The sequence below is a fragment of the Pyrolobus fumarii 1A genome, assembly GCF_000223395.1.
GTDB lineage: Archaea > Thermoproteota > Thermoprotei_A > Sulfolobales > Pyrodictiaceae > Pyrolobus > Pyrolobus fumarii.
On the sequence record NC_015931.1, the window covers coordinates 267,135 to 289,805 of the forward strand.

Annotated in this window: 24 protein-coding genes; 12 read left to right on the plus strand and 12 right to left on the minus strand. The window is 55.2% G+C overall.

The genetic code is table 11. From position 1 onward, the window contains the following. The first annotated feature begins 47 nt into the window (after window positions 1-47). The gene (locus tag PYRFU_RS01550; RefSeq protein WP_167827784.1) at window positions 48-653 is read left to right on the plus strand and encodes a hypothetical protein; all 606 of its coding nucleotides are present in this window, start codon (window positions 48-50) and stop codon (window positions 651-653) included. A gap of 2 nt (window positions 654-655) precedes the next feature. Further along, window positions 656-1,264, plus strand: coding sequence for a hypothetical protein (locus PYRFU_RS01555; RefSeq protein WP_014025848.1), 609 nt, complete (start codon window positions 656-658; stop codon window positions 1,262-1,264). 2 nt (window positions 1,265-1,266) lie between these two features. Here PYRFU_RS01555 and PYRFU_RS01560 read toward each other — a convergent pair whose 3' ends face one another. Then, the gene (locus PYRFU_RS01560) at window positions 1,267-1,680 is read right to left on the minus strand and encodes a hypothetical protein (RefSeq protein WP_014025849.1); all 414 of its coding nucleotides are present in this window, start codon (window positions 1,678-1,680) and stop codon (window positions 1,267-1,269) included. 87 nt (window positions 1,681-1,767) lie between these two features. Between PYRFU_RS01560 and PYRFU_RS01565 the strand changes: the two genes are divergently transcribed. Beyond that, entirely contained in the window at window positions 1,768-1,965 is a 198-nt protein-coding gene (locus PYRFU_RS01565; RefSeq protein ID WP_167827785.1) for a hypothetical protein, read from the plus strand. Here PYRFU_RS01565 and PYRFU_RS01570 read toward each other — a convergent pair. The 4 genes from PYRFU_RS01570 to PYRFU_RS01585 all read right to left on the minus strand — a co-directional run bounded on the left by PYRFU_RS01570 (window position 1,957) and on the right by PYRFU_RS01585 (window position 7,965). Continuing rightward, window positions 1,957-2,889: a DNA glycosylase family protein gene (locus PYRFU_RS01570; RefSeq protein WP_014025851.1), complete on the minus strand. Its 933-nt coding sequence runs from the start codon at window positions 2,887-2,889 to the stop codon at window positions 1,957-1,959. The genes PYRFU_RS01565 and PYRFU_RS01570 overlap by 9 nt on opposite strands. Then, entirely contained in the window at window positions 2,886-5,570 is a 2,685-nt protein-coding gene (locus PYRFU_RS01575) for an ATP-dependent helicase (protein WP_014025852.1), read from the minus strand. The genes PYRFU_RS01570 and PYRFU_RS01575 overlap by 4 nt, the downstream gene beginning before the upstream one ends. Window positions 5,571-5,819: 249 nt before the next feature. Beyond that, window positions 5,820-6,476, minus strand: coding sequence for a gamma-glutamylcyclotransferase family protein (locus PYRFU_RS09815; protein WP_014025854.1), 657 nt, complete (start codon window positions 6,474-6,476; stop codon window positions 5,820-5,822). A gap of 73 nt (window positions 6,477-6,549) precedes the next feature. Further along, complete coding sequence (locus PYRFU_RS01585) at window positions 6,550-7,965, minus strand: hypothetical protein (RefSeq protein WP_167827786.1); 1,416 nt, start codon at window positions 7,963-7,965, stop codon at window positions 6,550-6,552. Window positions 7,966-8,171: 206 nt separating this feature from the next. On the opposite strand from PYRFU_RS01585, the gene PYRFU_RS01590 reads away from it, so the two are divergent. Then, the gene (locus PYRFU_RS01590) at window positions 8,172-10,877 is read left to right on the plus strand and encodes a C25 family cysteine peptidase (protein WP_014025856.1); all 2,706 of its coding nucleotides are present in this window, start codon (window positions 8,172-8,174) and stop codon (window positions 10,875-10,877) included. Window positions 10,878-10,980: 103 nt separating this feature from the next. Continuing rightward, entirely contained in the window at window positions 10,981-11,277 is a 297-nt protein-coding gene (locus PYRFU_RS01595; protein ID WP_014025857.1) for a hypothetical protein, read from the plus strand. A gap of 4 nt (window positions 11,278-11,281) precedes the next feature. Here PYRFU_RS01595 and PYRFU_RS01600 read toward each other — a convergent pair whose 3' ends face one another. From PYRFU_RS01600 to PYRFU_RS01610, 3 genes are all read right to left on the minus strand, one after another. After that, window positions 11,282-12,025 carry a 16S rRNA methyltransferase gene (locus tag PYRFU_RS01600; RefSeq protein ID WP_244403863.1) on the minus strand — a complete coding sequence of 248 codons (744 nt, stop codon included), beginning with the start codon at window positions 12,023-12,025 and terminating at the stop codon, window positions 11,282-11,284. Then, window positions 12,003-12,644: a hypothetical protein gene (locus tag PYRFU_RS01605; protein ID WP_167827787.1), complete on the minus strand. Its 642-nt coding sequence runs from the start codon at window positions 12,642-12,644 to the stop codon at window positions 12,003-12,005. Before PYRFU_RS01605 ends, PYRFU_RS01600 begins: the two co-directional genes overlap by 23 nt. 197 nt (window positions 12,645-12,841) lie before the next feature. Further along, a complete protein-coding gene (locus tag PYRFU_RS01610; RefSeq protein WP_014025860.1) occupies window positions 12,842-13,198 on the minus strand; it encodes a hypothetical protein in 357 nt (118 codons plus the stop codon). A 23-nt stretch (window positions 13,199-13,221) separates the two neighbouring features. Here PYRFU_RS01610 and PYRFU_RS01615 point away from each other — a divergent pair, with 23 nt between their 5' ends. Continuing rightward, entirely contained in the window at window positions 13,222-14,037 is an 816-nt protein-coding gene (locus PYRFU_RS01615) for a SagB/ThcOx family dehydrogenase (RefSeq protein ID WP_014025861.1), read from the plus strand. A 28-nt stretch (window positions 14,038-14,065) separates the two neighbouring features. Here the strand turns inward: PYRFU_RS01615 and PYRFU_RS10135 are convergent, their stop codons facing one another. The 3 genes from PYRFU_RS10135 to PYRFU_RS01625 form a co-directional block, all read right to left on the minus strand. Continuing rightward, on the minus strand, window positions 14,066-14,266 hold the full coding sequence (locus tag PYRFU_RS10135; protein WP_014025862.1) for a YHS domain-containing protein: 201 nt from the start codon (window positions 14,264-14,266) through the stop codon (window positions 14,066-14,068). Between the two features lie 215 nt (window positions 14,267-14,481). Next, window positions 14,482-16,863: a heavy metal translocating P-type ATPase gene (locus PYRFU_RS01620; RefSeq protein ID WP_014025863.1), complete on the minus strand. Its 2,382-nt coding sequence runs from the start codon at window positions 16,861-16,863 to the stop codon at window positions 14,482-14,484. A gap of 193 nt (window positions 16,864-17,056) precedes the next feature. After that, the gene (locus tag PYRFU_RS01625; RefSeq protein ID WP_014025864.1) at window positions 17,057-17,428 is read right to left on the minus strand and encodes a class II SORL domain-containing protein; all 372 of its coding nucleotides are present in this window, start codon (window positions 17,426-17,428) and stop codon (window positions 17,057-17,059) included. A 148-nt stretch (window positions 17,429-17,576) separates the two neighbouring features. Between PYRFU_RS01625 and PYRFU_RS01630 the strand changes: the two genes are divergently transcribed. Continuing rightward, a complete protein-coding gene (locus PYRFU_RS01630) occupies window positions 17,577-17,825 on the plus strand; it encodes a type II toxin-antitoxin system HicB family antitoxin (protein ID WP_014025865.1) in 249 nt (82 codons plus the stop codon). A 413-nt stretch (window positions 17,826-18,238) separates the two neighbouring features. Next, window positions 18,239-19,444 (plus strand): FprA family A-type flavoprotein, encoded by a 1,206-nt coding sequence (locus tag PYRFU_RS01635; RefSeq protein ID WP_048191330.1) that lies wholly within the window; start codon window positions 18,239-18,241, stop codon window positions 19,442-19,444. A gap of 98 nt (window positions 19,445-19,542) precedes the next feature. On the opposite strand, the gene PYRFU_RS01640 is transcribed toward PYRFU_RS01635, so the two are convergent. Further along, the gene (locus PYRFU_RS01640) at window positions 19,543-19,809 is read right to left on the minus strand and encodes a hypothetical protein (RefSeq protein ID WP_014025867.1); all 267 of its coding nucleotides are present in this window, start codon (window positions 19,807-19,809) and stop codon (window positions 19,543-19,545) included. Between the two features lie 345 nt (window positions 19,810-20,154). Between PYRFU_RS01640 and PYRFU_RS10320 the strand changes: the two genes are divergently transcribed. Genes PYRFU_RS10320 through PYRFU_RS01650 form a run of 4 tightly spaced genes read left to right on the plus strand, consistent with a single transcriptional unit; the run spans window position 20,155 to window position 21,803 of the window. Beyond that, window positions 20,155-20,295, plus strand: a complete 141-nt coding sequence (locus PYRFU_RS10320) for a hypothetical protein (protein WP_167827788.1) — start codon at window positions 20,155-20,157, stop codon at window positions 20,293-20,295. Further along, on the plus strand, window positions 20,261-20,410 hold the full coding sequence (locus PYRFU_RS10325) for a hypothetical protein (RefSeq protein WP_167827789.1): 150 nt from the start codon (window positions 20,261-20,263) through the stop codon (window positions 20,408-20,410). Before PYRFU_RS10320 ends, PYRFU_RS10325 begins: the two co-directional genes overlap by 35 nt. Before the next feature lie 58 nt (window positions 20,411-20,468). Beyond that, the gene (locus PYRFU_RS01645) at window positions 20,469-20,918 is read left to right on the plus strand and encodes a hypothetical protein (RefSeq protein ID WP_014025868.1); all 450 of its coding nucleotides are present in this window, start codon (window positions 20,469-20,471) and stop codon (window positions 20,916-20,918) included. Between the two features lie 6 nt (window positions 20,919-20,924). Further along, window positions 20,925-21,803, plus strand: a complete 879-nt coding sequence (locus PYRFU_RS01650; protein ID WP_048191332.1) for a hypothetical protein — start codon at window positions 20,925-20,927, stop codon at window positions 21,801-21,803. Window positions 21,804-22,671 lie beyond the last annotated feature (868 nt).

Genomic DNA, 22,671 nt, shown 5'->3' on the forward strand with positions numbered 1-22,671 from the left:
TTACCAGTTATAAGCGTAATGTGAAGCTAGTGGCTCGGGGCTACAGCGTGCCAAGGAACGTCTATCTTGTGGCGTCTCGTGACGGGCGTTTATACCCAGCACGTAGTCTCAGGGAAGCCCTCGAAAAGGCAATGGAGCTTGAACCCCCTGTAAGGATCTATCGTGGTGTGCTTGTCGCGGAGCTGGATCGTGACGAGATAGAAGAGTTGAAGAGTGTGCTGATGGCAAGTGAGAGGCGCGTCGTAGTCTCCGAGGAGGGTAGGCGCGAGAAAAACAGGGATGCTACATTAGCTATCGTTGTTTTTGACCAGATGTTTCGCGGCTTCGGCGATATAGTCGGACGCGAGTTAGGCAGGGTTATCGAGGTGCACGAGGTAGCTGGCAGGGGTGTGGAGAAGCCGGTTAAGATGGGACATGTTATCCTAGACCCTGCACACGACGACTATGATATCATGAAGCTGTTGGATAGGCTGCGTTCACGAGGATGTCCAGTGATATTCTTCACTGGTGACAAGAAACTTGCGCAACAGGCTAGTACACTAGATGGTGTGTTTGTCGAGTACCTGCCGCCGAGCGAAATACCCGGTAAGGAAATAGCGATTCGGATGATGCTGGAGCGTATACGCGAGATTTTGAAGGAGGTCTGGGCTTAACCGTGAGCCACGAGACTCTAAGGGTCCTTGATGCCATTATTGACGAGGTTGCAGAGAAGCTTAGGGACAGAATATTGAGCTTTAGGCATCTTAGCCTATCGGAGATCGCCGAGACCGTTGAGAGGATAGTCTGTAGCGAGTGGGGTAAGATAAGGCCGATAACCGAGCTTGTTGAGATCGGTGAGGAGTGTAGCACACGCGTTAGGAGTGTTGAGGAGTATCTGGGGTTTCTCCGTTCAGAGCTAAAGAGAGTTGCAGATAGGCTGGTAGACCTTGCTATGGAAGCTCTCGCTAAACATGTAGAGACGTTGCCAGACGGCGTATACGCTAGGCTATCGTGGTTGATTGTTAGCTTCTCTAGCAGGGTTTCGCATCGCATCATGAAGCTCTTGAAACTCATAGAGGGTAGGCCGGAGATTGCGCCGCTGGCAGAGTTTCTCACGATACTCGTATCCATACGTGCAGTCGCGTTCTATAGGATAGTCGCCAGGATGGCGAGTAGTGAGGTAGCTAAGGTGCTTGACGCTTTTGAGGCGTTCGCGGCGGCCGTCGAGGTAGAGGAGGATACTATAATTGAGCGGTTAGAGCGCGGTGTGTACGTGTTAGTCTAAGTTTAGAACTCGCACACCAATAATGGTCTGGGTTTGAAGAAGACAATAGTAGTTAGGAACTGGCGGTGCACCGGATCGTCAACGAGTTTAGCTGCATCGCCAGTCTTTAACAATAGAATATTATCATGCTCCTGTATTACATCGGAATCTATGAAGGCTTCAACTGCAAAGACGAGATGGTAATCGTTCTCGCTCTTAACCTCCGCAAACCAGACAACAGCAACAACCTTAACGAGCCGCTCGTTACCAGCTATCTGCGTGGCTAACCTTCTAGCCGCAGAGCATATGGTTTCGCCCTCTTTCAGCCATGTCTCCGGGAGACGAAGCACCCCCCGCTCCTTCACTAGTATCGTGCTGTTACCCGACAATCCGAAGAGTATTATCCTCACGGGTACAAGTGCGCGTGCCTCAGCCAAGGCCCCTCCAGGCACATAGACCCCAGCCGTCTCCTTAGTCCCAGAGGAGGATTGAAATATATGAGCCGTCGCATAGTGCGTGAGTTGTTGTCTAGGAAGACCCCAGATGGCTCCTACCTAGTGCCGTTGCGTAACACACCAGAGGCAGTGAAGCTGCTTGAAAACTTCAACGGAGTGAGTGTCGAGGATGCGGGTGACGTGCTTCTCGTAAAGACGCGTGCCAGGAGCGTCGCCGAGAGGATAGCTGTGCTAGCGTTGAAGAAAAGGCTACTAGCGTTAGAGTGAAGCTTCAGGCGGTGTATACTTCCAGAGTGATACTGGGCTCGGCTCGGCTAAGCCAGGCTTGTTCAGCCCCTTCTCGAGCCTCTCCAAAGCCTTTCGAAGAGGCTGTGCGTCGAAGCCTATAGTCGTGTGTAGAGCGGCTAATCCAACCCATCTTCCAAACTTAGCTTGTAGGGCGGCTCTGACACCGCTCTTAGGCACAGTGTAAGCCTTAGATGCTAGGGCCTCCAGCCAACGGTCAAGCGGTAATACAGAGTAGTCGCGGCACGCAATTAGCCTAACCAGTGCGTGGGTATAGGGGCCAACACCCCTCACACCACGCAAATCGTCAACATCCTTGCACGTAGCCGGCGGGTTCCTAGCAACCTCTAGTACCGTGCGGTAACGATACCCTAACCTTGCTTCGCGTAAAACACTCTCGTCAAGATCGCCGGGTCTCGGCACCATAAGATAGACCCGACCATCGGGCAGCCTGGCACGCACGGATGCAAGCAGGTGGAGCTTGTATAACATGCCCCAACCTTGTCTAAAGCTAGCGTTCTGCTGGCAAACAGCAACGAGAAAAGCATACCATGGCGAGGCGCGACGCAGCCGCAAACCAGGCATCACATCAGCTACGCCACCAACTAGAGGGTCGCCACGCGCCAAGCCCCAGTACTCAGATAGGTCCTCATGCAGCCCCAGAACATCAATGGCGTCTTTCAAAGGGTCGCACGGGGGCTCAGAGGGGCAGAACGCGCGTAACAGTACACGTGACTTTCCAGTTTCACACGCCTCTATGATACAATTGCAAACCTCGAGTAAGCCGCAGGAGGCACCCCAATACATCCAGCCAAAACTATACGTCTTCATAGTATCGACGAGACTGTAGCCGGGTGTGGCCCTAGCCTCATCCTCAGCCCATAGTCTAAGCTCGACACTCCTCATGCCACCGCTTCACCCTCTTCCCCACTACGAGAGTTGCCCCTCCTCGCAGCGAGCAGCTCCATAACACGGCGGTGAAGCTCAGCCAACAGCCTCCTCCTATCCTCCATCAACACAACATCACTATATCCCTTGACCACTAGGTGGTGAGCGAATGGGCTAGGCACCCTAGTAGGGCCGAAGTAGTCGAGCTTCACGCGCCCCTCCTCGACCCACCGTAGAACCTGCTCGGCATTAGCAACGTCCATGTAATCCTCCAGTATCTCGCGATAAGCCTCCTTTAACACCGGAAAGTCTCCAAGCTGCTCTACAGCTTGTAGTAGAGCCTGAGCGTTGATCTGCATACGGTGAACGCTGCGCTCCCTACCGCGGTACCTCCGCAGTATCATCAACGCGCGCTCAGCACAGTGACGGAAACGCCTCTTTAGCAGCTCGGTGTTCCTCAAGACCCTCTTTAGAATATCTCTAAGCTCCCTGCTCTTCACCGCGCGCGATAGTTTAACAACGAGGTCCATGTCTATAGCGTCGGTGCCGTCCACTGTCAGCATAAAGCCGTTGTCAGACACCGTTATCCTAACTGGCTTAGCGAGCCACTCGGCAAGGTAGTATGCATAGGCCCTGGAGAGCGCGTCGTTGACACGGCGCCCGAAGAGAGAGTGGAAGATGACGTTGCTTGTCTCACTCTCATCGTCTATGAACAGCTCGACTAGTATCATACGGTCGTTTGGCACTTTCCCGCCGGTAAACTCGACCTGCTCCCTGATATACTCGTAGATGTTCTCGGCTGCGTGTCTCTCTAGGAGGTATTCGCGTACAAGCCAGTCTACAATCTCCTCGCGGCTAACGCCGTTCATGATGGCCTCTGCTATCTTCCTCCTAAACTCGCCGACGAGAAGCGCAGAGTCGAAAGCCAAGGGTAGCATCTCGGAGAACCAGACTGGCACCGTTGGCTTCACGCCCTCCACGGGCTCAACTATGACCCTGGCACCCTCGCTCCGTATGAACCTGTAAGTCCTACCACCCAGTACGAAGATGTCGCCAGGCGAGAGTATCTGTACAAAGGCCTCCTCTAGGTCACCCACATAGCGGCCATCACGCGTATAGACGTGTATCTTCGCCTCATCGGGGATAGCACCGACATTAGGCGCGTAGATGGCTCGTGTGCTACGCTTCTTTCCGAACTCGCCCTTCTCCTCGTCAAGCCATATCTTCGCGTATACCTTCATCTCCTCGAGGGTATCCGGGTAGAGCCCCGCAAGATAGCGCAGCGTGTTGATAAAGTCGCGGTAATCTAGCGTGTGGAAGGAGTAGCTCCTCCGGACTAACTTGTAAGCCTCCTCTATCTTCCACCTCCTCTCAAGAGCCATGCCAACCAGGTGCTGCGCCAGTATGTCAAGCGGGTTCCGCGGTATATGCACACGGTCTATCTTCCTCTCCATGGCAGCCTTAGCCAACACAGTACACTCGACGAGATCATCGCGGTCAACCACAATTATCCTGCCCTTGCTCACCTGCCTTATATGGTGGCCAGCTCGCCCAACTCTCTGTAGCAACCTGGAGACGCTTTTCGGGCTACTGAGTAGCACCACGAGATCGATATAACCGATGTCTATGCCAAGTTCGAGGCTAGTAGAGGAGACTACGACCTTTAGCTCTCCGCGCTTCAGCTTCTCCTCAACCTCCAGCCTCAAGTCCCTAGAAAGGCTGCTATGGTGTGCCTCTATCTCGTCCATGTCGGCGATGCCCTCCGCTGCCAGCAGTTTCCTAAGCTTGTACACCACACGCTCTGTCGCACTCCTCGTGTTTGTGAAGACTAGAGTGGTCCTATGCTCCATCACGAGCCTGGCAAGGAGTCTATAGATGGCCTCGTTGACCTCCTCGGCGGGAGTGTTTATCAGGTCCCTCACGGGGCACAGAACGCGAATGTCAATGGGCTTGGCGAAACGAGCATCAACTATCTTACAGGAGCGTGGCTCACCATTATCATCAAAACCTACGAGGAACTTGGCAACCTCCTCGAGCGGCGCTATTGTCGCACTCAACCCTATCCTCTGAAGGCGGCCACCAACAAGCTCTTCGAGACGCTCAAGAGTAAGGCTTAGTAGCGACCCCCTCTTGCTAGATGCGAGCTCGTGAATCTCGTCTATGACGATCCACCTTGTAGTTGCGAGTCTCTCACGGAACTTGGGCGCTACGAGAGCTATGGTGAGGCTCTCTGGCGTCGTTATAAGTATGTGGGGTGGCCTGCGTACCATCTCCTGCTTCTCGGATGGACTCGTATCACTAGTTCTCACGGCGACGCGTACCTCAGGGAGCTGTATACCCATCTCCGACGCGACCTGCCTAATACCATGGAGAGGCTCGAGCAGGTTACGCCTCATGTCATTGTTAAGCGCGCGTAGAGGCGAGACGTACACAGCGTATATCTGGTCCTGAAGCCTACCCTCCTCCCCAAGACGGAAAAGCTCGTCGATAATACCCAGGAAGACGGCGAGAGTCTTACCAGTACCAGTCGGCGAAGATACCAGCACATTCTCTCCACGCTTTATCAACGGGATGGCACAGCGTTGAGGTAGAGTAAACGAGCCGTAACGCCGACGAAACCACTCAGCGACATAGGGCCTTAACAGTGAGTAAACCTCGTCATCCTCTAAGCACCGCGTGACAAACGATATCCTCGTCAATGCTGGCGCCCTCGCCTAGCACAGCCCCTAACGCCACTACCCCAACCACACCCAGCCCTAAAACCAACACAATAGCTCCACGCGATGCACACTCCTACAGGTAAAGCCTAGAGGGGCTCACACTCATACCAGGCCTACAAGGGCTGTGAGGCAGACAGCGCCGCCGCCCCTGCAAACAGCCGAGCGGTGCGGAAGGAGGTTAGCGCCGAGCCCCAGGCAGCACTATAACCATATCAATGTGTTGTTGCTCTACTCTTGCCTATGGACGGGTGCCACCGGGTAGACTTCTACGTCGCCAGTCTTAACCCTGAGCCCGCCGAAGCTGCATCCAAGACTCCTAATCCACTCCATAAGCTCATTGTGCGATACTAGCACGTCATACACGGTTACCTCCTCGGAGCCGTCTGGCGCGAAGCACGAGCCGAGCCATGAGGCGCCATTGGCGACTCCCTGCTCGCTTCCAAGTATGATGCCGGGTGGCGCGTAGGTCTCCATGGGGAGGGCGACTAGCCACCTTGGGGGGCCGAGCTTGACGACATCGCGGTAGTCGCTAGTCTGGAGCTCCGTAATCTCGTCGCAGGCGTTTCTAGCGAACTTGACGCTAGGCGAGGCGTAAACGGTTGCACGTAGCTCGACACCATCTATATACACGTGTGTCGTCACTCGCCTCCAAGGACTATCGGGTAAGTCGGCACCCTCGTAATGGTCTATGCGTGCGATGCTGTAAGCCGGTACGTGGTATAACTCGCCCCATACCCGCCCATCGCCTTCGAGCACGAGGAGCGGGTATCCATCGCAGAGGAATAGCTGTCCTTTGACCCACCCGCGGCCGGCGAAACGCGCACCTGCCATTAACCCGTGGCTGGGCATGCCGTACATCAGCGTCCCGTATGCGAAGAGAAGCACCTTTAGATGCCCCCGGGTTTGGGCAGGAGGGCGTGGAGGGGTAAAGAGGCTCGGCTCATCCAGTACTCTGAGCCTATCGCCTCCTCGTGATTAGCAAGCTGGTTACAAACCCAGCTATTGCGGCCAATGCGGCAACCAATATGATGGTTTTGACGTCTAGGCCTCCGCCAGCCTCTTCCGCCGGTACGGTAGTGCTTGCGGTGCTAGTGTGGGTCGGCTTGCCTGTGGCGCTGGGTTTCGCAGTGGTAGAGGTGCTGCTCTCGCCAGCGGCAACCACCTCTATTTGGGCCTTGTCTAGCTCTTCGAGCGGAGTGACCGAGGGCTTTACACGCACCCTCTCATCGCCGGGTTTGAGTATAACCGTCTCTGGCAGGGCCTTACTCGCCCCATCAACCAGCATAGAGAGTATATCTAGGGTTGTTCTTAGCTCTCGGAAGCTCCTTGCAAGCTGGCCTAGTGTCTTCTTAGCATCGGCTACCGGGTCTCCACTTGGATACGCGTAGATAAGCCTGGGGCTCCTGTAATCTATCGTCACCCTGATAGCGTCGTCCGTGCCTTCTATGGCTACGCGTGTGAGGCTAGTGTAGGGCGGTTTTCCTGCCAGTAGCGGCGTGGAGATGAACATGGCTGTGGTGGCGGGTACTTGTGCTCCGAGAGCCCCTCCAAAGACGGATAGTAGTATTATAGTGATTTTCGTGATAGCGGTTTTCGCCCTAGCATAGTCGAGCATGAGAGCGTCTATATCGCCAGTGGCGTTGAGGCCTGCCGCCAGCTCAACACGTATATGACTATTGGTGCTCCTCGTGGCTAATCTTAGAGAGTAGCTACCCGTGACGTTATACTCGCCTTCGAGTAGCTTGAGAAGGTTCGCCACGTCGGTACTGGAGAGCCCGCGCATCATGAAATCAGAAAGCATGTTATTCACACTAGCCTCTAGAGACACGCGCGCCTGGCCGCTGCTAACGCTGCACTCGCGGAGTGTAAGCCACTCCAGCTCGCCAGTAATGTTCTTCAAGCTCTCGCATATAGCGTCCACGGCTCTCTTGAAGGCATCGGGGTTGGTGTTGCTGGGCTCCAGGCTCGCCTTTAGAACCGCGACAGTCTCGTTGAGCAGGATGTCATAGTTGAGGCGCAGGCTCGTGTCGTTTAAGACTAGAGTGCCGTTACCGGTTGTGGTGAGCCCCGGTCCTAGCCTAAACTCGCCCCTCACATCGAGGACTGTCGAGCCACTCTTCTCGCTGCTCGCGTTGCCGGCAGACGTGTTGAGTAGTATTGCGGGTATCGTGATGTTGAGTAGGGAGCTGTGCTCTAGCGAATCTGGTTCAGCGACGGTCTTTGACTCGTAAAGTAGGCGTAACCCTCCCGTGATATTCTCGAGGCCCTTCAGGATAGCATCTAGGTGATAGACGTACTGCGCGCTACCATCGCTATAGACGAGGACGGACAGAGTGGCGTTGTTCACGTCTAGCTCTAAATGTAAAGCGGGCATTGATGCCGCAGGGGAGTGGTGAGCCAAGTGAGCCAGAAGCGTAAACAGCATAAACAATAGTACATCGTGCATTGTAACCACCTGCCCTACGCCTCCAGCCATGTGTTGCCGGACTGCACGTTACGCGGTCTTAACATTGTCGTGGTGTGGCAGTTGGTTTCCTTATCCCTCCGTCAATGGTGGGTCACTGTGGGTGCAGCAAAGCCTTGAGACGTAGACTAGCTCCAGCCCTAATAGCGCTGCTCCTAACGTTATGTTTGACGATGGTGACGGCACACGCCTCAATATTAGGAAAGTTCAATGGGCTTTGGCTTTACGAGACGAACACCAGCGACGTAGAACAATTGAAGAAGGAGATTGTGGCGTTGCAGGTTAAGAGTGTAGTGTTGAAGTCTACGATACCAGACCCTAGGATACAACGCGTGCTGAGCAGTATTGCGGTGTACACGCCCGGCAGTAAACTAGTCGAGCCTATCGCGACGCCATGGGGAGTGCTCGCGTGGAGCACCACGCCACAACTACAAGGCTCTGCATCCGCGTCGAAGGCCGTTAGCGCCTCGGGACTCGGCGGGGATAATAGCAAGGAGTTGATGCTCGTCATAATACCTAACGAGACGCTGAGATGGTTTGGCGAGGGCATTGCCAAGCTCCATCCAGACCTCCGGGTCGAGATACTGACGTGGAAGGATATCGCGGCGCAGTGTAAACACCCGGCGGAGCCGCCTCCAGGTTTCGTGGACCCAGGGGATCTCGAGAGACAGTGTGGCCGCGGGTATAACGCGACGCTAGCGCTCTGCCTTGTGTCTCTAGAGCGTAGGCTGCTTGACGAGGGGCTCCGCTACGTGCTCATAGTGGGTGGTGCCTCTGTCTCCCCACCGATATACTACCGTAGTCCTCTCCTCGAGAGCGTTGGTATATCGTGTGGAGCCTACGTGCCGAGTGACTACTGGTACATGGATCCGGATTATGATTGGAACCCGGAAGTCGCGGTAGGGAGGCTACCGTTCACTGATCGTAGCCTGCTAGAAGGGTACCTGGATAGTGCAAGAAAGTGGTTGGAGTGGGGCAAGCGCGACACTGCACTCTATGCGGGTGGCGCGCCGTTCCAGTCAACGCTGATGATGGGTGAGGTCGGTGTACTTGAAGCATCGCAGACAGCTCCTAGCCTCAGTGACGTAGAGTATCTCACGTTGACACTTGGAGGGTATAGGCCGTTAGCCGTGCAGAGCAAGCTAGGCTCCTACGGCCTCTACTACATAGTCTCTCACGGCGTAGGCGATGTGTTACTCGATGTGTTCCCCTCGGGGCTCTGGGGGGCGAAGGTAGACCTCGTGCTTGCACCGAGAGTGTTGCCCAGCAATACGCGCGAGCCGGGTGTCATCGTTACGCCGGCGTGCCTCTCCGCCTACTGGGACGTCGATGTTGTCGAGCCGCCGTTCAACCCTCCCAGCGTAGGTGTAGCGCTCCTCGAGAAGGGGTACGCAGTTGCATACTATGGCTCTAGCAGGCTAGCCATAGCGGCTATCACAGAAGTCAAGCTAGAGCCGAGCGGCAGTATAGAAGTCTCGACAGCAGGCGCAATACGCTTAACATCCATGCTCGCGGTCATGCTGACAGAGTCCAGAACGATAGGCGAGGCGGTAGTCAAGGCGCTAGCGGCGTACTCTAGCCTAACACGCGGCATAGCGATAGCCTACACCGCCACCGGCTCCGAGGACATCGCGGAACTAACGATGGTAGAGTTTGTGCTTCTAGGCGACCCCGCCCTGCCAGCACCATCCTCGAGAGGTAAACCGTCAACACCGCCAGCCCCCACAATACCCTACAATGAGACCATACCGGCTAGCATAGTCTACCCGCCCTACGCGAGCATATCAACCGGCGAGGCGCCTCTAGCGGTTGCCCCGCCGGGCTCTACACTCACAGTGAGAGTACCAGAGTGCCCCGACGACGCGAGGATCCTCGCCATACGCAACTACTACAGCTACATACTTGTGGAAACCGTGCACGAACCGATAATCGTGCGCGAAGAAAACGGAGCTTGCAAGATAACAGTGAGGATCAAAGCCGGACCAGCACTGCACTACCTGATAATCCGGGATGGGCACACGTTAGCACGGTACGTGCTCCTCGCAGCTGGTATTAGCGCTGAACCGGCCGGACTCGAGAAGATCAGGGTGAAGGCCACGGGCTTAGACCTTATACGCGTGCTTGGGGACGAGCCTATAGGCGTGTACATCAACGGCTCGCTAGTAGCGTGGATACCCGGTGGGCTTGACCACGCCGAGCTAGTACTGAGGGCGGCTGGCCGCGTAGAGGTAAGCCTGGTGCCGTGGAGGATCTACACCGGTATAGTGACTGGGGACGAGGACCTAAACAGGATATCAGAGTTGCTACGCAAGATTTTCACCACGAGTGTTGTAGCGCCAGCCGTGCACGTAACCTACACGCCCGGCGGCGTCATCGTGACGGTAACAGGCTTCGATACAGTAACCTTCCGCAATGCTAGCCTCGTTAAAAGGATGGCACCAGGCACGTACCTAGTCAAAGGCAACGGGCTAGTTATACTCGAAGCCGGTAAGGGGGCGCTGCACGCAACCATACCCATACCAGTAGTCCAGGTCACCGCCCGCGAGAGCAACACGACCGTTAAAACATACGGTGTCGCATCTACAAGCAGGGTATCGACGACAGAGGAGCGAGGAAACACGGGTAGCGAGGCAGCAGCCGGGCGCAATGTAACGACGGGAATGGAAAGGACGGCGACAAGTAACATAGTAACTATGGAGACGGAGGGTGGTGAAAGGGGTGCTGGTGTCTCGCCGCCAGTGCTCTTCGTAGTAGCGTTGATGGCCTGGACTGCTGCGTTCACCATAGCCTATTATGTCAGGAGGTTGTGGAGGGGTCGGTAGAGGTCCCGTCTCGTCACTGTCTCGGCACAGCCGGTTGCCTCGCCATCCCCCATCATCTTAAGGTCTAGTAGCGGGTTAGAAGAAGACAACTCGGGGCAGCGCCATGCAGCCAAAGGAGCCCGGGATAGAGTCGGCCATTGAGGCGCTAGCGCTCATAGTGCTCGGCGTGTTAGTTCTAGTAGCGGCGCTCCTGGTGGCAAAAGTGTTGATCATCATACTTGCTCCGCTCATAGCCGGTGGTGTAGCGGCTCTCGGTGTAGCGGCGCTAGTAGGCTGGGCTAGGGTCACCTACGAGGAGCGTGAATCGAGACACCGGCTCGTAATAGAGGTGTACAGGCCTCTAGAGTTCCTTCTAGCATGGCTACTTCTGGCTGTAATAGCGGCGGTCATCCTAAGGTAGGAGCCTACTCAGCATTTTCACTCTCGTCTTCCTCGCGTATAGGGCAGCATGCGCGGCGCGCACCCGTAATCTCCTCTGCTGCGCACAGCAACTCGTGTATGACAGTCCAGGCTTTGAGCGGCACACCGCCATAGATACTGTATGTCCTCGAGGCCTTTCTCAGCGTGCTTTTCTTGAAGTCGCCGCGAGGGAACATGCCTATACCGATGGGCCACCCGGTCTCCAGAGCCTCGCGTACAATGTCGGCTGGTGTTGCGGGCTTGCCACGCTCCCACAGTAGTATCAACCCGCCCATCTTGTCGACGAACTCGCGTAGCGTGGACGCATAGAGGTGTATCAGCGGCTTGCCTGTAGGCGGTACGCGGTTGTGAATAAGCAATTGGGCCATAAGCCCCTTGAATCGGTCCAGATGCTTGGGGATCCTAGTCTCGGGCTCTACGCGGAAAACCCTCCCATCGAGGACATGGATGTATACCTCGAGGTGGCCGGTGAGGTTCAGCACCGAGTCTTGGAGTAGAAGCAGAGATACGTGCACTATATCCGGGCGTCCCCTCTTCCACTTCTGGGGTAGAGAAGCCATAGCGTAGTAATGGTATGTCTTGTCGAGTAGAGCCTCGCCAGGGTCTATGCCAAAGCGCCTCGCGTACCTAACAACCTGAGGGTGGTTGCGTATCTCCCGAGGCACGAGCTCCAGGGGAGACTCCAGGAGCACGATGCGAACTCTCCTAGCTGCCGCCTCCACCCTCACCAGCCTCTAGCCATGATAGTTCGTCGCGCTTCCGCAGCTCCTTGACCCGCTCCTCTAGTATACTCTTGTCCACGCCAGCAAGGCTGGCGGCAGTGTCAATCTTCATAGCGCCGCGATAGACTAGTCTTGCTGCAAGCTCTACTCTTCGCCCTTCTAGTCGCCTCCTAGCCTCCTCCAGGAAGAACTCCGGTGCAAGCAGGAATACTAAGCCCTCCAGCTCCTCGCTGCTCAGCCTAGCAGCCTCTACAAGGCTACGCGACGCCTCGAAGCCCACCTGGAATTCGCTGCTAGACTCGAGCCAAGGAAGCTTCTCAACTTCACCTAGCACATAGAGAGGCTCGCCTCCTAGACTCCTCTCGAAACGAAGAGTCAAAACCCCGACATCATAAAGCTCGTCAATAACCTTGTCGACTAGATTGCTACGAGGACCCTCCTCGCTAGCCTCGAAGCCCCAGTCGCCAACTTTACCCAAGCCATAAGCCACGAGGAACACAAGTAAATGGACATCCTTCCTCCTCAACCCGCGTCTCTCGGCGCCAGTGACAACACCGGCAACTGCTGCAGCCAAATCCCGCCTCTCCTCGATCAACACGATATGTCCCCTCCCCGCGGCGCGCAAAGAGGTACGCCCGAGCAACCAACTATAAACCATGCGTCATGCGAGATGCGGGGCGACGAGAGGCGGCCGCCCGAGGGGAAGGACCCACACAGGTTCATCCACGCGGCTTTACGCCGCAGTCCCCCGGTCCAACCCCAGTACGGCTAGTACACCAGCAGGAGCCTCTAAGCGTTACATTATACGAGAGTGTAGCGCGGCTAGCCAGGCAGCAACGAGAGCATTAGGGTGTAGCTAGTGATGAAGGCACCCAGCGCGTAGACCAATATGCGATACACGTTAGCTAATAGCCTTGCTGCTTGTCCACCGCCTCTGGATGCATAGTGTGCAATGATATCCGCGGTTGCCGCGGCGTGAACATAGCCGATTACGGCAAGTAGTGGAGGTAGCGTAGAGAGGTGCAGCTCTGCGCAAGCGGCATAGTCGAGTAAACCGAGAGTAATGGTGGAGGTGGCGCCCGGGAGCCTCAAGCATATACCGGTCAGTAGCGCGAGGAACGCGATGCTCGAGAGGAGTATACCCGTGGTACTAGCGATAAGCCTAACCCACGCTTGCACACCTATCACCACTCTAGGGCATAGTGGTATCCAGGCGAGTATTCCTACAACTAATCACAACGTCAATAATGGCTACGCTCGTAACGCCACTAGCACTGATACTACACGCGAAGCGGACGTACAAACGCGGCCCAGAAGTGAGAGTCGGCGAGGATTGTATCGACCTCCCACCACCTAGGCTAGACGGTGATGTTAGCCTCGAGAGAAGCCTTGCAAACCGCAGATCCATACGCGATTATCTAGACGAGCCCCTGAGCATAGAGGAGGTCTCCCAGCTACTATGGGCGGCGTACGGAATAACCGAGACCATACACGGCTTCAAAACGTCGCCTAGCGCAGGTGCAACCTATCCAGCCGAGATCTACATCGTTGTAGGCGAGAAAGGGGTGACTATAGGAGACGAAGGCTACCTCGAACCGGGATCATATCACTATAATCCACACGCGCATAGAATATGCGTAGTGAAGAAGGGCGAACTTAGACACGAGCTGTACAAGGCTGCGTTGGAGCAAGAATGGGTGCTGAAAGCCCCAGTGTCGATCGTAGTAACGGTGGTCTTCGAGAGGACGACTAGGAGGTACGGAGAGCGAGGCATACGCTACGTGTGGATCGAAGTCGGCCACATAGGGCAGAACATCTATCTGCAAGCCACGGCACTGGGCCTCGGCACTGTGGCTGTAGGCGCCTTCTTAGACGAGCAAGTGAAGAAGATAATAGGTGCACCGGAGAGCCACAATCCGGCCTACATTATGCCCGTTGGTAGGCCAGTAACGCCCTACACGCTTGATGAGCGCGAGCTGCACGCCTATATAATGGCTCATAGAGAGAAAAGCACGTAGTAGTGAAGGGGGCTTATATGGGGCGAAACTAGTGGCTATGCTCTTCTCCAGGCTTGTGTCCAGGCATGCCCTTAGGCCCGTGTCTCAGATAATACTCTGGGTCACGCTTGAACTCCTCTAGGCAAAGCTTGCTGCAGAAGTAGTAAACCTTGCCCCTATAGATGGTCTTCCAGGGAGTCTTGTCCGGGTTAACGTTCATCCCACACACGGGATCGATGGCAGTACTCACTATGCCCGTCCCTTGTTGCTAAGCCCCGGGAAAAGAACTAGAGTTTACGCCGAGAACAACATCAAACAATCATAGCGAGGGTGTAGCGCCGCGCGAGACACGCGGAAGGCGGTGCTATAGGCGGCAAAACTGGAACAAATTCTGTTAGTAATCAGCGCAATTGTATCGCGGAGCACCCCAAGACGTTTATTGTATGGTGCCGATCGCCCCAAACTCTACACCTTCATGTGCCTCACTCTTAAGCTCCACATAGTGACTGACAAGGAGCTCAACGACATTGCTAGTGCTGCATACTCGGGTCTAAGCGTTATGCCAAATGGTGCGAGTACACCAGCAGCCACTGGAATCAGTGATGCGTTGTAGACGGTTGCCCATAGAAGCGCCACTTTCGCGGCACGGTTGACCTTCTTAGCCGCTTCCAAGAACCTGGGTATTAGTGTTAAGTCGTCTCTCAATAGGATCGCGTCTCCCGCTTCCTTCGCTATCTCGGTCCCTCTATGTACTGCGATGCCAACATCTGCTTGGGAGAGGGCTATTGCGTCATTAATCCCGTCGCCCACCATAGCTACCACTCTTCCCGAGGATTGCATCTTCCTGATTATCTTCGCTTTGTCGATAGGCTCGACACGATAATAGTACTCTGTGACCCCTAGTACCCTAGCTATCTCCTCTACAGCTTCACGCGAGTCTCCCGACAGTATTGCAATCCTATAGCCGCGAGCCTTCAGGACACTGATGGCCTCTATGGCATCTCTCCGCACCTCATCCTTCAAGAGTATCACGCCAGCCAGCTTATCCCCAACAACCACATACACTCTCGTGCCGGCGTAGCCGCCTACAATGTCGGCAACTCCTCTTAGAGACTCGGGGCCTATCATCTGTTCGACAAGTTTCTCGGAGCCGATGGCAACAACTAGGCCATTGATATCTGCGACTACGCCCATACCCTTGATGTAATCCACGCGGCTGGGGTTGGTACTAACATCAAGTCCTCTAGCGCGTGCATACTCTACGATAGCCTTAGCTATCGGGTGGTTGACGCTCTTCTCAGCGATAGCCGCCAACCTGATAATCTCGTCGGCGCTTATGTCGGTCAGTGTGTAGACCCTCTCTACCACCAGCTTGCCCTCGGTGAGAGTACCCGTCTTATCAAAGACTAGCGTATCTACCCTAACCGCCTTCTCAAGAACCTCGCTATTCCTTACAAGTATCCCGGCCTCCAGCAACCTGTGGATACTAGCGGACATCGTCAGCGGAACGGCTATTCCTAATGCGCATGGGCAAGTAACCACCAGTACTGCTATGGCGCGTGACAACGCCACATCGATTCCCGCGCCTAAAAGGAGCCAGATGGCAAAGGCTGACGTGGAAGTGGCTATCGAGAGCCACGTTAGCATCGAGGCAAACCTATCAGCTATCCTCTGTACACGCGGCTTACCGAGCTTAGCCATCTCGGCGAGTAAAGCAATTTGTTTGAGGAGCGTTTGGTCACCCACTCTCACAACCCTAACCCTTAGAAAGCCATCGACAACCAACGAGCCAGCCACAACCCAGTCGCCGGGCTTCTTCAAGACAGGCTTAGACTCGCCGCTGACCAGCGACTCATCAACCAGCGCCTCTCCAGACACGACGACACCATCAACTCCAATCCTATCACCCTCTCTCACAACAACGATGCTGCCCGGTCTAACCTCGGCAAGAGGCTTCTCGCTTACAGCGCCCTTCTCCTCCACCAGCACTCTTGCAGGCAGCAGCTCCTCAACACGCTTTTCCAGAGACTCTAGCGCTCTACGCCTAGCCTTAGACTCAATACTCATACCCGTAAGCACAAAACCGAGTACAAGCAACGCTGCGCCGAAATAGGTCTCGCGAACCTCCATGCCGCCGATGACGGATAATGTCAGCACGGCAGCACTATACAGTATAGCTATGCCGGTCGCGATAGCCACAAGAGACTCCATAGTAGGGGCTCTAATCAGTAACGCACGGAAACCCTTAACGTACAACCGTCTAGCAAGGAGCAGAACCACCAAAAGGGACAACGGCAAGCCCACAAGTGCAGACATCAACCTAAAGCCTAGGAAGTTCAGAGCCTCAACAAAAACGCCCATAGCCAGCACTAGCAGAGCTACACGCAACGGTATCGTATCTCCGCTCGCACCCCTAGGCTTGGAGCTAACACCCTCAACGCGAAAGCCAAGCTCCTCTAAGAACCTCTTAGCATCATCAACCTTCAACTGATGGGGATTATACACGATCAGCACACTCGAAGATGTCGAGGACGCGACAACATCGTAGACACCGTCAACTCTCCTAAGACGCTCTTCGACGAGCCTTTCGTGTTCGGGAGACAGGCCAGAGACTATGAAGACTCTCGACTCTAGCCTTACATCATAGCCCACACGTCTAACAGCATCAACAACGTCTCTAATGCTGACACGCGACTCTTCATCAATGTACACGTCAACGATGCTGCTACTCGGGTAGGGTCTAACCTCCACAACCCCCTCAAGCTTCCTAAGGGCGTAAGAAACGGCATAAACGCAAGAGGCGCACTCGACACCCAATAGCTCAATCCTGATGAGCTTTCTGCCCACAACAGGATTTCCTCCAGCATAACGGGGTAAGCCGGGGCAAACGCCCTATAATGCTATCATCGCGGGCGACAAGTGTAATTCCAAATGATTGGTAAAGAGGGGCAAAAGACGAGACTGTAAAACAAGCGCATGCCGATTTCTGTATGATGTGGGAGAGTGGGCGTAGCCTTGCTAGTGCAAAGCTGTGCTGCTGTTACTCTACGCGGATGTCCTTCCTGGCCTCCCAGATCCCGTGCAGGTTGCAGTATGCTAGCGCGTAGAGAGTGCCGCTCTTCTCTAACTTGATGGTAATAGTGACCTCTGGCTCGCCATACCCCGGCTCAAACGTCACAGTCGCGATGTGTATGGGGTTGAAGGGGCGGCCCTCCTCAGCGAACCAAAGCTCGACACGCCTTATCGAGTGAGCCGCCTCATTGGGGTGAGGACCCACCCTCACAGTCACCTTGAACGGCTCACCCTTCTTGACGGCATCCGGCGCCTCTATTCTAGGCATGTGCGTCTCCTTCTTGGCTGCCACTGGTCCACCCACATCCTCAGTGTAGATTAGCTCGCCAAACTTGGCCACGCCAGGCCACCATTAACTACGTCAAAGTCGGGTTATTTAAAAACTTAACAGCGCGGTGTTATGATGGCATCGCAGTAGGTTAACACGTCTAACCAAAACCGTTAGCCTATTCTAGCACCAGTGTGGAGCGAGGCTACGGTGTCGGGACGTGCGGCGCGTTAAGGTAGGAGTTGTGGTATACGAGGAGAGGGATGAAACAGGTACCTGGTATATCGCTGTTGAGCCCATGAGCGGTGCGCAGGCGCAGGGCGAGTCTATAGAAGAGGCAATAGAGAAGTTGAAAGAAGAGGTTGTGAAGATGTTTAGTGCGTGGTGCGAATCCGAGCTAAGAGATGCTATTGACGTCAAGCTCGTGGAGATAGAGGTGCCGACTACCGGCGAGAACAGCGAAACCTAAGGTTGGAAGTATATCCATGCAAGCGCTAACTGCGGCCCTCAAGGTATGCTTTGACGACGGATGCGAGGCTAGGACTTAGGCCCTCGCCAGGGGCTAAGCGTCTAGAGACGTCTAAAACGAAACATGAGACCCGTTACATTGGCCTAGCCACTTGTCTTCCTCCCCGTATACGAGCGTAAGGAAGGTAAGGTTGAAGCCACAGCATGATATGCTCAGTATGGCTTTAGGAACGGGCAACCCCAACCCAACCACGCCTACATAGCACAAGCGGTTAGCTAGACTGCGGATACGCGCCCAGAGCTTCTTGATGTTTTTCGTTTTCCGCCTCTCGGCATTATAGGGGCAACCAGCCATGCTTGCTTGTAGCTTTTGTTTAAAGTGTTAGGAGGGTGCTAGACAATGGTTGTGTACGTATGCCCCGTATTCGAGTCTCAAAGGTAACAGGTAACGTATACCAGATTCGCGTGGATGACGTCGAAACTAGGTTCTTTGAGGGCATCTGGGAGATCCCGGAGGGAGTAACATACAACGCGTACCTGGTCGACACCGGCGAGAAGAGGATTCTCATAGACACTGTGAAGTCTAGGTACGCGCTTGAATTCCTCGAAGCCTTAAGAGGTATACTTGATCCTAGAGATATAGACGCGATTATAGTGCAGCACTCGGAACCCGACCATAGTGGCGCTTTTCCAATAATCTACGAGGCTGCCGGCAAACCGAAAGTGTATGCGCACCCCATAGCAAAGAGCATCATAGAATCGGAGTATGGCGTGCGCCTCGAGAAGTACGAGGCTGTTAGAGATGATACCGTGGTTGATGTCGGCGATGGTAAGCTGGTGATGGCTCTCGTGCCTTGGCTACACTGGCCGGACACCATCATAACCTTCTACCCGGAAGAAGGACTACTCTTCACCTGCGACGTCTTTGGCGTCTATGGTGTACTGCCGCATATAGACGATGCGGGATTGAGCAGCTCCGAGTGGGCGCTATACGAGAGGTACATGAGGAAGTACTTCGCTAACATCGTGGGCGCCTATAGAGACTGGGTCGTGAAGAACCTAGAGAAGCTTGAAGCCAAAAACTGGAACTTCTCTATCATCGCCCCGGGGCACGGCCTAGTGATCCGCAAGAGGATCGGGGAAGTGCTCGAGGCGTATAGGGCGTGGGGCTCTAGGAGGCTAAACCCGCGCAAAGCAACCATAATATACTCGACGATGTACGGCGCTGTCGAGAAAGCCGCACTCTACGCAGCCGAGCGTCTAGCCGAGACAGGCTTCGAGGTGCACATATACGGCTCCAACGACGAGAAAGGGATAGCACTAGGAGATGTGCTAGGCGACGCTATCGACTCTAGAATACTTGTGCTCGGCGTGCCAGTATACGACGGCAACATACACCCCATTACAAGACTACTAGTGGACCTCCTATGCGAGAAGGTCGCAGCCGGTCAAGTAACAAGCATAATATCCAGCTACGGCTGGGGCCCAGTAGCGAAAAGAATCGTAGCCGAGAAGCTGGAGAAATGCGGGTTTAGAGTGGCAGGCGTCATAGAAGCAAGAGGCGCCCTGCCAGCAAACGATGTCGACAAGCTCATAGAGAATATGATAGCCGCCAAATGACGCCGAGCTTAGCATGCAGGCTGATTGTCTCCCTTCACACGCCTTTGAGGCTTCTCATGAAGTTTTGAAGGTTCTGAGAGGTGGTCTCACGAACCCTCCTACCCTTCCCTCCCTCGGCTGTCCTCCTGCACTAGAGGCGCTGGAGCGCAAGGGGCCCTCCTTGTCCGTGTCTCCTCCTCGAGGCTGATCATGCCCTCCGCCGCGGCCCACGAGAGCGACTTGGATGCGAGCTTCAGTATCCACCTGTTGCAGGGGAGCCTCTCCAACCCGAGAGATTCTATGATGCTGCGGTACCTTTCCCAGTATCTCAGGTAGTCGCGTACCGAGAGCGGCGCCGTTCTACGGATGTACTCCTCGAAGCGCATACTGGCGTGTACCCGTTGCAGTAGGCTGCCAGCTGCAGTGTGCGCTTGAGCCTAACCGGGTCTCTATCCCTGCGACCCCGTGACACTCGGGCGTATGCAGTGACGCTATCCGCCCGGTTCATGGTATCCAACCGTGGTTGGGCCACGGGCCCGTATGGTATGGGATGCAAGGAAGGACCGGGAACGGGCCATAGATGAGACTGGTATAAGGCCCATGTCCGAGCCAGCTTCACGATTGTGAATCGGTCCCGTAGTCAGCTTGTATCCGGGTATCATAGATGCTCCCGGATGTAGACTCTATACGGGCCCGTAGTGGGGATGTAAACGGGGCTGGGTTCGCCGTCGGTGAGGTTATACCTAGATCTCTCTAGGTACGCCGAACTCGAGAGGCTAGCCAGAGAGCGTGGAGTGGCGATACCGCAGCTCTTGAAGAGACTTGTCGGGGATTGGCTTGAGGGCAGGCTATGCGGGAACAGTGAGGCCTGAACTCTCCGTCGACGAGACTAGGATAGAGCGGTTGGAGAGGCGCTTGGAACTCCTTGAGGAGAAGGTGAAGGTGCTATTGAGACTGGTAGGTGGCCCCGGTTTTGCTTCAGGTTAATGAGGGTAATACAAGGTGTTTTGATCTCCATGGGTAGGTGTGCCCAGGTGATGTGCTGATGGTGAAACGTGAGGATCTCGTGTTGGCGGTTGCGTGGGAGCTTCTCCGGGCGCGTAGGGAGCGGGGGTTGCGTGATCCGGTACCGAGTCTCTATGACCTTACTAAGGTGTTGGCGAGGCTCCGCGAGATGGGCGTCGATGTCGGGCTGGAGTTTATCGAGTACAGTCACGGGCCTTACAGCCCCGACCTCGAGCCGTTCCTCGAGGAATTGAGTGAGAGGGGCCTAGGCGTGTATAGGGTCGATGTCCATATTCCGCGTGCTCCGGTTGGTGTCGACCCAGACTATGCATGGGCCATCATAGAGCACCAGTTGTCCGAGAGGGATGCAGACCGCAAGTATGTCCGGAAGAGGTTCGAGCCTCGCGCTGAACCGGGGCAGCTCCCCGGGGAACTCCAGGAGAAGATACGGGCAGCCGTCCGCGGCTATCTCGAGGAGGCGTCTAGGTGACGTGGCTTGTACGTTGCAGAGCTGGTGCTGGAGGGCACGCATTACTATTGCTCCCGGCTTCTGGCGAGAGCGCAGCACGAGTGGCTCCTTCGCCTCGTGAGGGGTGGCGGGCTCCGTAGCCTTCTCGACGCCGCTGAGAAGGCATACAAGCTGTTGGATCTGCGTGAGGAGCTGAGAGGCCTAGGCGACATTCGTGTAAGTAGCGCGAAAGACCTCTTCGCACGCATATGCATCGAGGATGATGACGTTAGACGCCTGGTTGCCTCAGTGGCATCGGCCGTAGGCTACTCGAATATCGTACAGTTTCTGGCTGATCGTCACACGCTGCTCATCCTATACGGGGCTGCTGTCGGGTGCCACGAGCCCAGCGTATACTGTGTGCTGGAGCCTCGCTTCGAGGTAGAGAACCACGATCTAAGCAAAGAGCTGGAGGGGAAAAGCCTCCTTCCATACCGCCTCTTCGACCTCCTTGTCGTCGAAGGCAACAGACTACGACTAATCGAGGTCAAGTACATCCTCTCACGCGAAAAGAACCCCCGGGGCACCGTACCCGGCGGCACGATGCTAGCCCACCTGGCGTCGTTCGTTGAGAAGCTCGTATCAACGGCACAGCTGCTACACGAGCCGCTGCGCACGGCAGGCTATACTGTAGAGTACCACTTTGTCGCCATACTCGGCCCCGGCAGGGAGATCAAAAAGAGCGTCTGGAAGCACATCGAGAAAATCACTGGCGCCCTAGAGAGCCTCATAGAAGCACCCGTGGAACCACACAATACCCTATACATTGACATAGCGAGAGAAGTCCAGAATGCAAATCCCACGCCACCCTACGCCTACCGGGCAAAGACCAAGCAAACCGATCAAAAAAGAGATACGAAGAGATAGACAAGAGACCGGTGGCATGGCGCGGTGAACGCATCGCGGTGTTTACATTTCGTTTTGAATGGTTACCCTTGCTGTCCCGATCGTCCCCCGGTGACGGGTGACCGGTTACCCTTGCACCGAGGCATCACCGCAGGCTATGCGGCGGTTACTGGGCCTTACAGTACATCTAGACCATACCAGAGGACGAACAGGGAGGATTAGAATGGAAATAAAGGAAAGACCGGTGGTATGGTGTCGTAAGGTGCTCGTGTTGTTTTCATTCTGGTGTTGACTTGACTTTGTGAGGCTTTGGCTGCGAGCCTCTCCCCACATAATACCGCATTGTGATGGTCTCACGGCGTAATGCTTAGTGCTGCTCGAGAGATCAGCTGGTATCGTGACGACCCTAACGCTCTTACCGAGGTGCCACACCGTCTTGTAAGCCACCTTTACACCGCTGCTCCTCAACTTACTGTACAATAGAGATAGGCTCTAGTAGCCTAAGCGTCTGGCAGTCTCGCTTGTTAACGCGATAAACTCATCCTTCCTGAAAGCAGCATCTCCCTCGAGCAACTTAGGTAGCTGCTCCCGGATCTTCTCGAGGAGCGACTTCTCTCCGGCTGTGGCCCTGACCTTCTCTCTGCTCTTCCTCTTCTTGTGTTTCTCCCCCTCTTCAACCGCGGTTGGAGCACCTCAAGCCTCTCGCACACTATGTGATCATCGCGGTCGACGACCACCACTAGCCTCATGCAACCAGCCCGGATACACCACCTTAGAAGCTTCTAGGGTATACTCGTGGATCATGTCTCTTCGAGTTGCCCACAGCTTCCTCGCGGAGGACATCGCTCATGTATTATTATAGGGGTTTAAGTGTGATGAATGCCGGGTT

Excerpts from the sequence above, each read along its gene's own strand:
- PYRFU_RS01570 (WP_014025851.1), bottom strand. The coding sequence starts at position 2,889 with ATGAGGAGTGTCGAGCTTAGACTATGGGCTGAGGATGAGGCTAGGGCC.
- PYRFU_RS01585 (WP_167827786.1), bottom strand. The coding sequence starts at position 7,965 with ATGCCCGCTTTACATTTAGAGCTAGACGTGAACAACGCCACTCTGTCC.
- PYRFU_RS01595 (WP_014025857.1), top strand. The coding sequence starts at position 10,981 with ATGCAGCCAAAGGAGCCCGGGATAGAGTCGGCCATTGAGGCGCTAGCG.
- PYRFU_RS01635 (WP_048191330.1), top strand. The coding sequence starts at position 18,239 with ATGCCCCGTATTCGAGTCTCAAAGGTAACAGGTAACGTATACCAGATT.
- PYRFU_RS01640 (WP_014025867.1), bottom strand. The coding sequence starts at position 19,809 with ATGCGCTTCGAGGAGTACATCCGTAGAACGGCGCCGCTCTCGGTACGC.
- PYRFU_RS01645 (WP_014025868.1), top strand. The coding sequence starts at position 20,469 with ATGGTGAAACGTGAGGATCTCGTGTTGGCGGTTGCGTGGGAGCTTCTC.